We start from the raw sequence: 13,356 nt of genomic DNA on the forward strand, positions 1-13,356 counted from the left end.
AGGGGCGGCGCAGGAACAGACCGGTCACCCCGACGACGGGCCGTAGCGCCGCATCGCCTCCTCGGGTGCCTCGGGCTTGACCCTGCCCCGGCGGGCCAGCATCCGCAGGGTGCGGATCACGATCGACGGAGCGTCCACCGCGAAGTGGGCGCGGCTCGCGGCTCGGGTGTCGGACAGGCCGAACCCGTCTGTGCCGAGCGAGGTCCACTCCTGCCGGACCCACGGCGCGATCTGGTCGGGGACGGCGCGCATCCAGTCGCTCACCGCCACCACCGGCCCGGTCGCGTCCGCCAAGGCCCGGGTGACGTAGGGGACTTGGTCCTCCCCGGCGGCCAGCGCCTCGCGGCGCAGTTCGGTCCACGAGGTCACCGACCACACCTGGGCCCGCACGTCCCAGTCCGCGGCGAGCAGCCGCTGCGCCTCCAGCGCCCACCGCACCGCCGTGCCACTGGCGAGCAGTTCGGCGTCGGCCTCCGCGTCGGCGACGGGCGCACAGCAGTGCATGCCCCGCAGGATCCCCTCGACCGCCCCGCTCTGCCCGACCGCCGAGCGCTCGCCCTCAGCCGCCCCGCCCCCGGGCATCGCCGGCTGCGGCAGCGGCTCGTTGTACACCGTCAGGTAGTAGAAGACGTCCTCGCCCGTGGGGTGTTCGGGCGTGGCCGTGAGCATCCGCCGCAACCCCTCCCGCACGATGACCGCGATCTCGTACGCGAAGGCCGGGTCGTAGGACACGCACGCCGGGTTCGTCGACGCGATCAACTGCGAGTGCCCGTCGGCGTGTTGCAGCCCCTCGCCGGTCATCGTGGTCCGGCCCGCGGTCGCGCCGATCAGGAAGCCGCGTCCCATCTGATCGGCCAGCGCCCACAGTTGGTCGGCCACCCGCTGCCACCCGAACATCGAGTAGAAGACGTAGAACGGGATCATCGGCTCGCCGTGCGTGGCATACGCCGTGGCCGCCGCCGTGAACGAGGCGACCGCGCCGGCCTCGGTGATGCCCTCGTTGAGGATCTGGCCGTCCACCGCCTCCCGGTAGGAGAGCAGCAGTTCGCGGTCCACCGCGTCGTAGGTCTGCCCGTGCGGCGAGTAGATCCCGGCCGTCGGGAACATCGACTCCATCCCGAACGTGCGCGCCTCGTCCGGCACGATCGGCACCCAGCGCCGGCCCACGACGGGGTCGCGCATCAGGTCCTTGGCCAGCCGGACGAACGCCATCGTGGTGGCGATCTCCTGCTTCCCCGACCCTTTGAGCAGCGCCGCGAACGGCGCCGACGTCAGCGCCGGCGGCTCCGGCAGCGGGGTGAACGCGGTACGCCGGGCCGGGACCGGGCCGCCGAGCGCGCGCCGCCGGTCGGCCAGGTAGCGGGCCTCGGGCGAGTCCGGTCCCGGGTGCAGGTACGGCGGCAACTCGCCGTCCAGGTCGGCGTCGGACACCGGCAGGTCGAGCCGGTCGCGCATCACCCGGAATTCGTCCTGGCGCAGCTTCTTCATCTGGTGGTTGGCGTTGCGCGCCTCGAAGCCGGGTCCGAGCGTCCAGCCCTTGACCGTCTGCACCAGCACCACGCTCGGGCCGCCGCGATGCTCGACCGCTGCCCGATAGGCCGCGTGTACCTTGCGGGGTTCGTGGCCCGCCCGCGAGAACCCGACCACCTCGGCGAGCCGCGCGTCGGCCAAGTGCGCGGCCACGTCCCGCAGATCGGGGGTGCCGCCGAGCAGGTTGTCCCGGATGTAGGCGCCATCCGCGGCCGAGTAGGTCTGGAACTGGCCGTCGGGCGTGTGTTCCAGACGGCGGATCAGCTCGCCGTCGTGGTCGCGGGCGAACAGGTCGTCCCAGTCCCGACCCCACAGCGCCTTGACCACATGCCAGCCGGCGCCGGCGAATACGCTCTCCAACTCCTGGACCACCCGCCCGTTTCCGCGCACCGGGCCGTCCAGGCGTTGCAGGTTGCAGTTGATCACGAAGACCAGGTTGTCCAGCCCCTCGCGAGCGGCCAGGGTCAGCGCCGCGGTGGCCTCGGGCTCGTCCATCTCGCCGTCGCCGAGGAAGGCCCAGACCCGGCTGCGCGACGTGTCCTTGATGCCGCGGTGGTGCAGATAGCGGTTGAACCTGGCCTGGTAGACCGCGGCCAGCGGCCCCAGGCCCATCGACACGGTCGGGAACTCCCAGAATCCGCCCAACGATCGCGGATGCGGATAGGACGGCAACCCGCCGCCGCCCACCTCGCGTCGGAACCGATCGAGCTGATCGACCGTCAGGCGCCCTTCCAGGAAGGCCCGGGCATACACCCCGGGCGAAGCGTGTCCCTGGAAGTAGATCTGATCACCGGGACCGCCGTCGGCCCGCCCCCGGAAGAAGTGCTCGAATCCGACCTCGTACAACCAGGCCGCCGACGCGTAGGTGGCCATGTGCCCGCCGAGGCCGAACCGGCTCGCCCGGGTGACCATCGCGGCGGCGTTCCACCGGTTGTACGCGGTGATCCGCTCCTCCAGGGCGAGGTCGCCGGGGTAGGCCGGCTCGGCCGCGGTCGGCACGGTGTTGACGTACGGAGTGCGCGTCACGGGCGGCAGGTCGAGGCCGTGGTGCGCGCCGTGTTCGAGGAGGCGGGCCAGCAGCAGGCGGGCTCGGCCGGGGCCCGCAGCGCGTACGACGGCGTCGAGCGATTCGGCCCATTCCGCGGTTTCCTCGGGGTCCCGGTCGGGGAGCTGGTCGAGCTGCCCGGGCGGGATTCGGCTCGACGTGTGGGGTGACATCCGGGCCGCCTCCTTCGTATCGGTGAAGGCTTCCGCACCGGCTTCCGACTGAAGCCCGGCGGCGAAGCATATTCATTCTGCGCAATGATCGATCATTGCGCAAAAGCTACCCTCTCCGCCTACACTGGCGCGATGACCGAGCCGCGCCCGACCGCCGAGCCGCCCCGCCCGACCCTGGAACGCCGTCCGCTGCGCGAACAGATCCGCCAATACGTCACCGAGGCCGTGGTCGCGGGCCGCTGGGCACCGGGCGAGCGCATCGTCGAACGCCGCGTCGCGGTCGAGCTGGGCGTCAGCCAGGCCCCCGTACGCGAGGCACTGCGCGAGCTGGAACAGCTGGGCCTGGTCGAATCGGAGCCGAACAAGGGCGTACGCGTGCGCTCCTTCAGCGAGGCCGATCTGCGCGAGATCTACCCGGTCCGGGCGGGCCTCGAGGAGACCGCGGCCCGGTTGGCGCTGCCGCGGATCGACGACGAACGGCTCGCCGCGCTCGATCGCCACGTCGCCGCCCTGCACGCGGCCTCGACGGCCGGTGACGCCGCCGCGCAGGTCCGGCACGGGGTGGCCTTCCACCGCGAGATCGTCGCCGCGTCCGGGAACGCGCTGCTCGGCTCGGTGTGGGAGGCGCTGGGCATCGAAGTCTGGACGACGCTGTCGATCCGCGTGTACCGCATGGACCTGCACGAGAACGCTGCCGACCACGAGCCGATCGTCGCCGCCTTCCGCCGCCGCGACCCGGCCACGGGCGACCTACTGCGCGAACACGTACTGGGCTACGGCGGCTGCGCGTTGTTGCCGTAGGCACGACCGGCTACGCGGCCGGGTACAGGGCACGCCGGGGCGCATCACGCCCGCGCGGACCCGCCCGTCCCCCGGTATCGCGCCCTACACATCCCGCCCCCGAACACGCCCCGCGCCCTCACCGCAGGACGCCCCGCGCCCTCACCGCAGGACGCCCCGCTCCGCGCGCATGTGCGGCGCGACCACATTGCGCGGCCGGTTGAACAGGATCACCGTCAGCTCGACCACTGCGACCGCGAGCGCCACCACGAACGCGACCAGCGACAGGTAGCCCCAGAACGCCGCCGGACTCTCCCCATCCGACGCGAACCACGGCGACACCGCGATCACTATGGACATGCACCACATCTGGATCGCCACCAGCGCCATCGCCCGCACCAGCCCGCGCCGCGCCGGGTCGCCCAGCGGCAGCGCCCGGAACGCGAGCATGACATCGTCGGCCACACGCGCGCTGCGCCACAGGTGGCTCGTACGGTTCGTCAGACCCACCGAGGACATGAACGCGAGATAGGTCAGCCACAGCCGCATGCGCACAACCTCTTCCCCCGCGACCCGACGTGTGGCTTCGTGTCACACGTGTCACCACCATTGTCGCCCAGCCCCTTCGGCCCGTGCACGGGGCCTCCGGTCAAAAGGGACAACAATGTGGTGTGTGAGGGTGGGACCACCGCCGGGAGCGGTGCGTGCTACTCGGTGACCGGGTTGCGCCGCTCGCGCTCCTCGACCGTACGCCGGTGCTCCTCGACGTTGCCGGTCAGCGCCTCGGTGCGATGTCCGCGGGCGATGTAGTCGAGGACGACCGCCTCGATCGCGTCCTGTGCGTTGCGGACGCCCGACAGGACCATGACCTCGATCACGGCGTTCGCGTCCAGGCTGATGTTGACCTTGGCCATCGACGGCTCCCTCGACTCGACCCGCTCCACACGATCGCACGACTGCGCGCCCGTCGGCGCGAGCGCTCCGCCGCCGAACCGCCGCGGATTCCCGGGGTATCGCACCGCACGACCGTCGCATCACCCGCGAGAGGGGACTCTATCGGCCGTTAGGGGGGTTGGCGTCGTCGGCGCGACTGAATCGTCCCGAGCGAGTGGATCCTCCGAGCATGTGCGCTTGCGTACGGTCCCTGCCCCCGTGTCGAAGGCGAGTCGGATACCTGTGACCTCGCAAGACCCCCTCGTCGTTCTCTCCGGCGTGAACAAACACTTCGGGTCGCTGCACGTGCTCCGCGACATCGACCTGACGGTGGCCCGCAACGAGGTGGTCGTCCTGATCGGCCCCTCCGGCTCCGGCAAGTCCACGCTGTGCCGCACGATCAACCGGCTGGAGCCGATCGACTCCGGCACGATCACCATCGACGGCCGGCCCCTGCCCGCCGAGGGACGTGGACTGGCCCGGCTGCGGTCCGAGGTCGGCATGGTGTTCCAGTCCTTCAACCTGTTCGCGCACAAGACGGTGCTGGAGAACCTGACCCTCGCTCAGGTCAAGGTGCGCAAGCGCAGCAAGGCCGAGGCGGAGAAGAAGGCCCGCGAACTCCTGGCTCGGGTCGGGCTCGCCGACCAGGCGCCCAAGTATCCGGCGCAACTCTCCGGTGGCCAGCAGCAACGGGTCGCGATCGCACGGTCGTTGGCGATGGATCCCAAAGTCATGCTGTTCGACGAGCCGACCTCCGCGCTGGACCCGGAGATGATCAACGAGGTCCTGGAGGTCATGCGCACGCTCGCCGTCGAGGGCATGACGATGGTCGTGGTCACCCACGAGATGGGCTTCGCCCGCTCGGCGGCCAATCGGGTCGTGTTCATGGCCGACGGACAGATCATGGAATCGCGTACGCCCGAGGAGTTCTTCGACCACCCGGAGACCGACCGGGCCAAGGACTTCCTGTCCAAGATCCTCAAGCACTGACGGGGGATCGGACATGCGCACCCAAACCGCCATCGCGACCGGCCCCGGGACCGCGGCGGGCACCGGCGCGCCGCCGCGCCGCCCGTCCCGCTCCGCCGTGGTGCTGCTCGCGGCCCTGCTCGCCGTCGTGTTGCTCGCCGCGTGCGGCAAATCCGGTACGCCCCCGCCCAAGGGCCCCAAACCCAAGGACCTGCCGTCGTATCAGGTCGCCACCGACGTGAACATCGACTCGCCCACGTTCCGATCGGCCAAGTCGCGCGGCAGGTTGGTCGTCGGCACCAAGGCGGACCAGCCCTATGTCGCGGCGCAGGACCCGGCGACGGGCTACTACTCGGGCTTCGACGTCGAGATCGCCAAGATGATGGCCGCGTCGTTGGGCTTCGCGGTGGACCGGATCGAGTTCAAGACCATCACCTCCGCCAACCGCGAGACCTCGTTGCAGAACGGCGAAGTCGACTACTACGTCGGGACGTACACGATCAACGACAACCGCAAGAAGCTGGTCGGCTTCGCCGGGCCGTACTACATCGCCGGTCAGGCGCTGCTGGTCCGCAAGGACGACAAGTCCATCAACGGTCCCCAGGACCTGGCCGGCAAGAAGGTCTGCTCGGTCGCCGGTTCCACGCCGTACCAGCGGATCGTGGCCAACTACCCCAAGGCCACCGCCGTCGCCTACGACAGCTACTCGGTCTGCGTGGACAACCTGATCAGCCTTCAGGTCGACGCGGTGACCACCGACGACACCATCCTCAAGGGGTACGCCGCGAAGGTGCCGGACCAACTCCGGCTCGCGGGCGAGCCGTTCTCCAAGGAGCCCTACGGGATCGGCGTTTCGCGCGGGGACCGCACCTTCCGGCTCGCGCTGGACGACGCGATCGTCGCGCACGAACAGAACGGCGACTGGAAGCGCGCCTACGACTCGACCCTCGGCCTCTCCGGCGTACCGGCACCCCCGCCGCCGCCCGTGGACCGGTACTAGCGGAAGGCGTCGACCATGAATGTCCTGCTCGACAACTTCACCCTGTTCCGCAAGGGCTTCGTCGGTACCGTCGAACTGACCCTGGCCGCCGGACTGATCGCACTGGTGGTGGGTGTGCTGATGGCCGGATGCCGGGTCTCGCCGGTGCGGCCGCTGCGGCTGCTCGGCGGCGCGTGGGTGACCGTACTGCGCAACACCCCGCTCACGCTGCTGTTCTTCGCTGTGGTCCTGGGGCTGCCCCGATTTGGCGTGGTACTCCCGTTCTTCACCCTCGCCGTGCTCGCCCTGGGCTGCTACACCTCGGCGTTCATCTGCGAGGCGATGCGGGCCGGCATCAACACCGTGCCGGTCGGTCAGGGCGAGGCGGCCCGGAGTCTGGGCATGAACTTCGGCCAGACGCTCAACCTGATCGTGCTGCCGCAGGCGGTGCGCGCGGTGATCCCGCCGGTCGGCAGCACGATGATCGCACTCGCCAAGAACACCGCCATCGCCGGTTCGTTCAGCGTGGTCGAACTGCTCGGCACGTACCGCCCGCTCAACGAACTCGGCTACGACATCGTCGCCACGTTCCTGTGGATCGCGGTCGGCTACCTGATCATCACGCTGACGATCAGCGCGGTGTTCCGGTTCCTGGAGAAGCGTCTGGAGGTGGCCCGATGAGTGTCGAGACATCGGCGCTGTACGACATCCCCGGCCCGAAGGCCCTGGCCCGGCACCGGACTTACGGCTTGATCGCGACCGCCGTGCTGCTCGGCGTGCTGGCCTGGGTGATCTACAAGCTGATCGACACGGACCAGTTCGCGAGCGACAAGTGGGCGCCCTTCCAATACGTGGGCGTGCAGAAGCTCTTGCTGCGCGGTCTGTGGCACACGCTCCAGGTCTTCGCGTGGGCGGCGGTGTTGTCCCTGGCGTTCGGCGCGTTCTTCGCCGCCGGACGGCTGTCCGACCATCGGGTGATCCGCTGGATCGCGGGCCTGGTGGTGGAGTTCTTCCGGGCCATGCCGGTGCTGGTGATGATCTTCTTCATCTTCATCGCGATGAAGGTCGAACCCCGCCTGGCCCTGATCGCCGGCCTGACCCTGTACAACGGCTCGGTACTGGCCGAGGTCTTCCGGGGCGGGGTCAACGCGGTCCCCAAGGGCCAGAGCGAGGCGGCCTACGCGCTGGGCATGCGCAAGACCGCGGTGATGATCCACGTGCTGATCCCCCAGGCCGTGCGCACCATGCTGCCCACGATCATCAGCCAGTTGGTGGTCACGCTCAAGGACACCTCGCTCGGATACCTGATCTCCTACGAGGAATTCCTCTACGCCGGCAAGCAGATCGCCACCAACCTCGACTACAGCCTCCCGTTCATCCCGGTGGTCATCGTGATCGCCCCCATCTACATCGGCATGTGCATGCTCCTGTCCGGCCTGGCCCGCTACCTCGAAAGCCGCCGCCGCCGACCCCAGAGGGGCACGTGACCCCAGCGCCGATGCGATCGGGGCCGCCTCTTTGGTTGGGGGCGGCCCCGGTGGGTGGGTCAGGTGCCGGCGATCAGTTGTGCCGGGCCGAAGGTGTTGCCGGTGGTGGGGTCGGGGGTGTTGCCGCCGGGGAAGGTGTGGACGTTGCCGTTGGTGGTGCGGGCCCACAGGTCGGCCTTGCCGTCGCCGTCGAAGTCGCCGTCGGTGGAGACCTGGGGGTAGGCGGTGGTGTCGAAGCCGGTACCGATGAGCGTCGGCGTGGCGGTGTAGGCGTCGAGGTCGGCGGTGCCGTCGGCCTTCTTCACGGAGGCGTATTGGTACACGTTGCCGTTGGTGCGGTCACGGACCCACAGCTCGGGCAGTCCGTCGCCGGTGACATCGCCCGGGACCATGATGTCCTGGTTCTGCCGGGTGGCGGGGCCGATGGGGACGGCGTGGGTGAGCGAACCGGGGTTCGCCGCACCGCTGAACAGCCAAAGACGTGCGTTCCCGGCGGCGTCGTCCTCGACGGTGAACAGGTCGTTCGTGAACTTGCCGCCCTGACCGGTCAGGACACCGGTCACGTCGCCGGCCGCAATGATCTGCTTCACCTGATTCCAGTCGCGTGCATACGACGCACAGCCGTTCGCGTTCGCGGTCGGATCGACGCAGGTACTCGGGCGGGCCACCACGGCCATGCGGGCCGTGCTGAACCAGCCGTCGGCGGGCGACGGGCCCGGCGAGTTCCGGTAGAGGTACATCTGTCCGGACGCGAACGCGTACAGGTCGTCGCCGTAGTCTCCGCCGCGGTGTGAGACGCCGGCGCCCGTCCACGAGTAGTCGTCCATGGGACCTTCTCCGGCTGCCCCCGCGATTCGACCGCCGGCCGCGGGGTCGTCACCCGCACTGTACAAACGCAGCGCGCCTTCCCCGTCGGTGACGAGCACGTCGACCTTGCCGTCTCGGGTGATGTCGCCCGGTTTGGGCCCGGGCGGATTGGGGTTGCTCGGGGCGTAGAAGGTGTAGGTCGTTTGTTGTGAGACGTTGCCCGCTCGGTCGACGGTTTGGGCGTGGAGGTGGTTGGTTCCCCACTGCGCGACGGTCAGGAGCGGGGTGCGCCAGGTGCCGGAGGCCGTGTCGTAGGTGGCTCGTGTGGCTCCGCCGACGGGGATGGTGCCGTTGAGGGAGTATTCGACGGCGGTGACGTCGGTGTCGGTTCCGGTGCCGAACACGAACACCCCTGCCTGTCCGGCGTATTTGCCGCCACCGTTGACCGGGAAGTCGGTGCTGGTGACGGTCGGTGGGAGTGCGGCGGTGGCGTCGTAGGTGAACGTGCAGCCGGCGGCGCGGTCCGGGTCGGGGGCGCCGGCCAGGCCCGACTCGACGGTCCACGCGTAGGTCTTGCCGTCCGCGAGCCGGTCGGCGGGGATCCGCGCCTGGGCCACGTGGGTGCCGTACTGCTGTGATACCCAGCCGCTGTCGAAGGTGGTCGGGTCGCCGTTTCCGACCTCGTGCAGTTCGAAGTGCGCCCCGATCAGCGGGCCGTTCGCCTCGCCGACCGTCGCGAACAGGTCGAGCGTACTGACGGAACCGAGACGGCCGACATAACCGCACGTCCCCGTCGGGCCGTTGACCGGCACCGGGTTCATCCGCAGGTTCGTCGGGCCGCCGGCCGCCGACGCGGGGGACGCCGGAACGGTCAACAAGCCACCAGCCAGAACCGCCGTGGCGATACCGCCCACCAGAGCGGGCACTCGACGGCGCTCGTGTGTCGGTTTCCTTCGAAACATGGCCATGGATGCACTCCTCGTGTCGCCGGGATCACCGGGCGATGGAAGGCAACCAGTCGCCTGGGACACCCGCAACGGAGATGTGACGACGCCGAGTTGGCGCGAATCCGGATGGTCACGGACCGGCTTCGATAGGTTACTGCGGCCCGCCTGAATCCACCGGTATGGGCGATCCACTGCCCACCGCGACGTTTGGCAGTGGCGGCAGGTTGTAGTGAGGGATGCCACAAGTTCGCGGCTCGGGCAGGTGGGGTGGCGCCGGACCGCGCCTGACTGCCGCCCCACCCACCGGCGGGTCAGTCGCGTACCGGGATCGTGAGCGTCGAGGGGTCGTTCCGGGGGGATGTGAAGGTGAGTTGGCTGCCGAGTGGGTTGTGTTGGAGGTAGAGGGGGTCGACCGTGTCGATGACCGCGGCCAGGTTGTGGCCGGCCGGGACGTCGTAGGACGTGGCGGTCAGGTCGAGGGTGATCGGGAAGGGGGTGCCCGGGGTTTTGGCGTGGAAGGTGTAGGGGGCGTGGGTGACGAGTTTGCCGATGCCCAGCGGGCCTACGTCGTACAGGTAGGCGAAGATCGTTCCGCTTTCGTGGGATGCGGTGATCGTGGTGTGCAGCTTGGTGGTGCCGCGGACCCTGGTTGCCGTGGGGTATCGGTCGGATTGCCAGACGGCGGCGAAGGCCCTGGGCAGGAGCGGGATCGACGCGGTCGGTGGGGCCTTGAGGAACTGGTCGAGGATGCTGGACAGGAAGATCGTGCCGCCGTCGGCCCCGGAGTCGATGCCGGTCAGGATGCGGCGGGTGTCGGTGAGCGCGAGGGTGCGGGTCGCGTTCGCGGCGGCGGGCCAGGTCGGGTAGCCCTCGTAGCCGCCGCCGGTGCGGGACTTCAGCTGTACCGCCGGCTCCCGGTCGATGCCGTTGTCGATGCCCCTGAGGTGGTGGTCGAGCCAGCGCGTCGAGTCGGCCCAGACGTCGTTGGGCAGGCCGAACAGGCCGCCCGCCTCGGCGGTGGCGTGGTCGCCGGGGCGGAATTCGAGGCGCTTGGGACCGGTCAACCCGCCGAAGAAGTCGGCGTATTGGTCGGGCGGGAAGAGCGAGTCGCCCCACGCGTTGCCGAGCATGATCGCGGGGGCGTTGGCGTTGATCCGGTCGAGGTAGCCGGCCGGGGAGCGCTTGGCGCCCCACGCCAGCATCTCCGGCTCCTTGGCGAGGTTGCCGGAGAGGAAGTTCTTCAGGATTTCGGTGAGTTCGGCGCTGGGTCGGCCGGTGAGGAAGCCGGCTCCGCCCAACAGGGCTGCGGCCTGGGCGTGTTCGGTACGGCCGGCGTAGATCGACTCGATCAGGTCGGCCCAGCCGCTCATCGCGACGACGGCCTTGATCCTGGGATCGAACGCGGCGGCGAGGAGGCTGATTCCGGCGCCGTAGGAGACGCCGGCCATGCCTATTCGGGTCGGGTCGGCGGGCGTGTTGGCCAGCGCCCAGTCGATCACCTTGGACGCGTCGGCGATGTCGGGCGGCCCGGCGGTCTCGATCTCGCCGCCGGATTGCCAGAAGCCGCGCGAGTTGTAGCCGATCACGACGTAGCCGCGATCGGCGAGCTGTTGTGCGGGGACGACGTATTCGATCTGGGGCATCGCCCAGCTGGTCGGCAGTACGACGACCGGGTAGCGGGTGCCGGGCGCGCCGCCGGTGGGGGTGATGACGTTGGCGGCCAGCTTGGTGCCGCCGTCGCCGGGGATGTCGACGAAGCGCAGGGACGAGCCGGCGGCGGACTGCACGACCGTCGCCGTGGTGGGGATGGGGGCGGCGCCGGCCGAGGCGACCGGGCCGAGGGCGGTCCCGGCGAGGACCGCGGCCGAGACGACGGCGGCCGCACGAGCGCGTGGGCGCAGGCGGAATCGACCCATCAGGGTCTCCTGACGTCATGGTCGGGGCGTGACCCGACCCGCGAGAATGCATGGTCAGACGACGCCAGGGGACGGCGTCGGGGGGTGACTCACGAGTAAGTTACGCGCCGGTAAACCAAGACGGAAGTGCCACGCGGCGATCGACTGAGCCACCGCCACCCACCCGAGTACGGTGGTCCCGGCACGTGGGGGCAAGCGGGGGTGAATGTGGAGCGCGCGCAACACACCGAACGCGCAGCGCGGGTCGAGCACATCGACACCGACGCCGACACCGAAACACGCCGCGCCTGGGACCGAGGCGAACGCGGCCTGCTCCGCTGCATGGAGGCATTGGCGGATGACGCGGCCCACCGCACCCTGCCCGGAGCCTCGGAGGCGACCGGCGGGCCGGACCCGGTCGACGACCCGCACACGCCCGATCGACGGTTCACGCCCGGCAAGGCGGACACGGACGGCGGACCCGGCGCGACCGGCGGAGCGGAGGATGCCGCAGGTCCGGGCGCGCCCGGCGGCCCGAGGCCGCCCCGAGCCTCGGTCGCGAGTGGGCGCCCGGGTTCGGCCGTCGGATCGGGTCCGGCACCGGCCCCCGACACCGTCTCCGGCCCCCGCACCACGCCCACCCCAGGCACGGCCCACGGCACCGTCCCCGTCCACCTCCCCGCCCCCGGCCCCGACGGGCTCGCCGGTTCCCACGGTCACGCCCTCCCCGAAGCCCTCACCCTTCTCACCGAAGCTCTCGCCGCGCTCCCCGCCACCGATACGCGCTGGCCGGAATTCGCCTACGCCGCCGGCGTTGCCTACGGCGCTCTGGCGGACCACGACGGCGACGCCGACACCCGCGACCAGGCTCGGGTCTGCTTCCGGCGGGCCCGCGGTGCCGCGTCGGCGGATGCCCACCTCTTTCGGGCCGCCACCCACGTGGGTGACGCCCGCATCGGCGCCGGCCCCGCCGCCGGCGAGTGGCGTGCCCTCCTCGACCCGCCCCCCGCCGCCGAGATCGCCGTCGCGCTGCGCCGCCTCGGCGCCGACGCGCTGGTCCAGCTCGTCCCCGGCGCGGCCGTGGTCAGCGGCGTGGACGGCTCGACCCGGCTGCTCGACCTGCCCGGACTCGACTACGGCCTGGACCTGCCCGACGGCGACCCGGAGCACCTGTCCGACCTCCTCGACGCCCTCTGCGCCTGGGCCTGGGACGCGGTGATGGCCCCCGTACTCGCCGCCGTCCCCGGCACGTTCGGCCGCACGCCGTCCCTGGTCCTGCTGCCGGCGGGCCTGTTCGATTCGGTCCCCTGGCACGCCGCCTGGTCGACCGTCGACGGCCGCCGCCGACACGCACTCCAGGTCGCGCAGATCTCGTACATCGCCTCGCCCCGCCTGCTGTGCGACGTCGCCGCGCGCCCGACGGCCGACCCACACCACAACCGGCGCCGCCCGATCGAAATCGGCCACACCGCCGGCGCCCCGATCGTGTTCGCCCCCGACCGCGCCGCCGGATCCGCCGCCGAGCACCTGGCCGCCGGCGCCCACACCGTGGTGTCCACCCTCTGGCCCGTGGCCCCGACCACCGCCGCGCTGGTCCTGTACATGGCCCACCACTACCTCAACCGCCGCGACCTCCCACCGGCCCAGGCGCTCCGCACCGCCCAGCTCTGGATGCGCGACCCCAAACGCGGGATCCCCACCGCAATGCCCGCCGAACTCGCCGCGCAGGCCCGGGAGATCACCCCGAACGACCTCACCGGCTGGGCCGCCTTCACCCACTCGGGCCGGTGAGCCGCCGCGCGCCGACCCCC

The 13,356-nt window shown here is 70.7% G+C and carries 11 protein-coding genes; 6 read left to right on the forward strand and 5 right to left on the reverse strand.

Features of this window, described 5'->3' with window-relative positions; all coding sequences use genetic code 11:
- Positions 1 to 24: 24 nt before the first annotated feature.
- Complete coding sequence (gene aceE, locus ACFXKZ_RS42060) at positions 25 to 2,748, reverse strand: pyruvate dehydrogenase (acetyl-transferring), homodimeric type (RefSeq protein WP_380009948.1); 2,724 nt, start codon at positions 2,746 to 2,748, stop codon at positions 25 to 27.
- Between the two features lie 132 nt (positions 2,749 to 2,880).
- Between aceE and ACFXKZ_RS42065 the strand changes: the two genes are divergently transcribed.
- Positions 2,881 to 3,549 carry a GntR family transcriptional regulator gene (locus tag ACFXKZ_RS42065; protein ID WP_380009951.1) on the forward strand — a complete coding sequence of 223 codons (669 nt, stop codon included), beginning with the start codon at positions 2,881 to 2,883 and terminating at the stop codon, positions 3,547 to 3,549.
- A 141-nt stretch (positions 3,550 to 3,690) separates the two neighbouring features.
- Here ACFXKZ_RS42065 and ACFXKZ_RS42070 read toward each other — a convergent pair whose 3' ends face one another.
- Complete coding sequence (locus ACFXKZ_RS42070; RefSeq protein ID WP_380009954.1) at positions 3,691 to 4,077, reverse strand: hypothetical protein; 387 nt, start codon at positions 4,075 to 4,077, stop codon at positions 3,691 to 3,693.
- 158 nt (positions 4,078 to 4,235) lie between these two features.
- Positions 4,236 to 4,442, reverse strand: a complete 207-nt coding sequence (locus ACFXKZ_RS42075; RefSeq protein ID WP_078979074.1) for a DUF2191 domain-containing protein — start codon at positions 4,440 to 4,442, stop codon at positions 4,236 to 4,238.
- Positions 4,443 to 4,704: 262 nt separating this feature from the next.
- On the opposite strand from ACFXKZ_RS42075, the gene ACFXKZ_RS42080 reads away from it, so the two are divergent.
- From ACFXKZ_RS42080 to ACFXKZ_RS42095, 4 genes are read left to right on the forward strand one after another with little or no spacing between them, the layout of a single operon-like run.
- Positions 4,705 to 5,451 carry an amino acid ABC transporter ATP-binding protein gene (locus ACFXKZ_RS42080; protein ID WP_380009957.1) on the forward strand — a complete coding sequence of 249 codons (747 nt, stop codon included), beginning with the start codon at positions 4,705 to 4,707 and terminating at the stop codon, positions 5,449 to 5,451.
- A 13-nt stretch (positions 5,452 to 5,464) separates the two neighbouring features.
- Positions 5,465 to 6,430 carry a glutamate ABC transporter substrate-binding protein gene (locus ACFXKZ_RS42085; protein WP_380009960.1) on the forward strand — a complete coding sequence of 322 codons (966 nt, stop codon included), beginning with the start codon at positions 5,465 to 5,467 and terminating at the stop codon, positions 6,428 to 6,430.
- Positions 6,431 to 6,445: 15 nt separating this feature from the next.
- The gene (locus tag ACFXKZ_RS42090) at positions 6,446 to 7,090 is read left to right on the forward strand and encodes an amino acid ABC transporter permease (protein WP_380009963.1); all 645 of its coding nucleotides are present in this window, start codon (positions 6,446 to 6,448) and stop codon (positions 7,088 to 7,090) included.
- Positions 7,087 to 7,896, forward strand: coding sequence for an amino acid ABC transporter permease (locus tag ACFXKZ_RS42095; RefSeq protein WP_380009966.1), 810 nt, complete (start codon positions 7,087 to 7,089; stop codon positions 7,894 to 7,896). Before ACFXKZ_RS42090 ends, ACFXKZ_RS42095 begins: the two co-directional genes overlap by 4 nt.
- Positions 7,897 to 7,955: 59 nt before the next feature.
- On the opposite strand, the gene ACFXKZ_RS42100 is transcribed toward ACFXKZ_RS42095, so the two are convergent.
- Together ACFXKZ_RS42100 and ACFXKZ_RS42105 are read right to left on the reverse strand one after the other, a co-directional pair.
- Positions 7,956 to 9,578, reverse strand: a complete 1,623-nt coding sequence (locus ACFXKZ_RS42100; RefSeq protein WP_380009969.1) for a hypothetical protein — start codon at positions 9,576 to 9,578, stop codon at positions 7,956 to 7,958.
- Positions 9,579 to 9,961: 383 nt separating this feature from the next.
- Positions 9,962 to 11,566, reverse strand: a complete 1,605-nt coding sequence (locus ACFXKZ_RS42105) for an alpha/beta fold hydrolase (RefSeq protein ID WP_380009972.1) — start codon at positions 11,564 to 11,566, stop codon at positions 9,962 to 9,964.
- 207 nt (positions 11,567 to 11,773) lie between these two features.
- Here ACFXKZ_RS42105 and ACFXKZ_RS42110 point away from each other — a divergent pair, with 207 nt between their 5' ends.
- Complete coding sequence (locus ACFXKZ_RS42110; protein ID WP_380009975.1) at positions 11,774 to 13,336, forward strand: CHAT domain-containing protein; 1,563 nt, start codon at positions 11,774 to 11,776, stop codon at positions 13,334 to 13,336.
- The last annotated feature ends 20 nt before the right edge of the window (positions 13,337 to 13,356 follow it).

It is taken from the genome of Embleya sp. NPDC059237 (assembly GCF_042754105.1).
In the GTDB taxonomy this organism is placed as follows: domain Bacteria; phylum Actinomycetota; class Actinomycetes; order Streptomycetales; family Streptomycetaceae; genus Embleya.

Bases quoted from the DNA above. Each gene is read 5' to 3' on its own strand.
- aceE (WP_380009948.1), bottom strand. From the start codon at position 2,748: ATGTCACCCCACACGTCGAGCCGAATCCCGCCCGGGCAGCTCGACCAG.
- ACFXKZ_RS42065 (WP_380009951.1), top strand. From the start codon at position 2,881: ATGACCGAGCCGCGCCCGACCGCCGAGCCGCCCCGCCCGACCCTGGAA.
- ACFXKZ_RS42070 (WP_380009954.1), bottom strand. From the start codon at position 4,077: ATGCGGCTGTGGCTGACCTATCTCGCGTTCATGTCCTCGGTGGGTCTG.
- ACFXKZ_RS42075 (WP_078979074.1), bottom strand. From the start codon at position 4,442: ATGGCCAAGGTCAACATCAGCCTGGACGCGAACGCCGTGATCGAGGTC.
- ACFXKZ_RS42085 (WP_380009960.1), top strand. From the start codon at position 5,465: ATGCGCACCCAAACCGCCATCGCGACCGGCCCCGGGACCGCGGCGGGC.
- ACFXKZ_RS42090 (WP_380009963.1), top strand. From the start codon at position 6,446: ATGAATGTCCTGCTCGACAACTTCACCCTGTTCCGCAAGGGCTTCGTC.
- ACFXKZ_RS42095 (WP_380009966.1), top strand. From the start codon at position 7,087: ATGAGTGTCGAGACATCGGCGCTGTACGACATCCCCGGCCCGAAGGCC.
- ACFXKZ_RS42105 (WP_380009972.1), bottom strand. From the start codon at position 11,566: ATGGGTCGATTCCGCCTGCGCCCACGCGCTCGTGCGGCCGCCGTCGTC.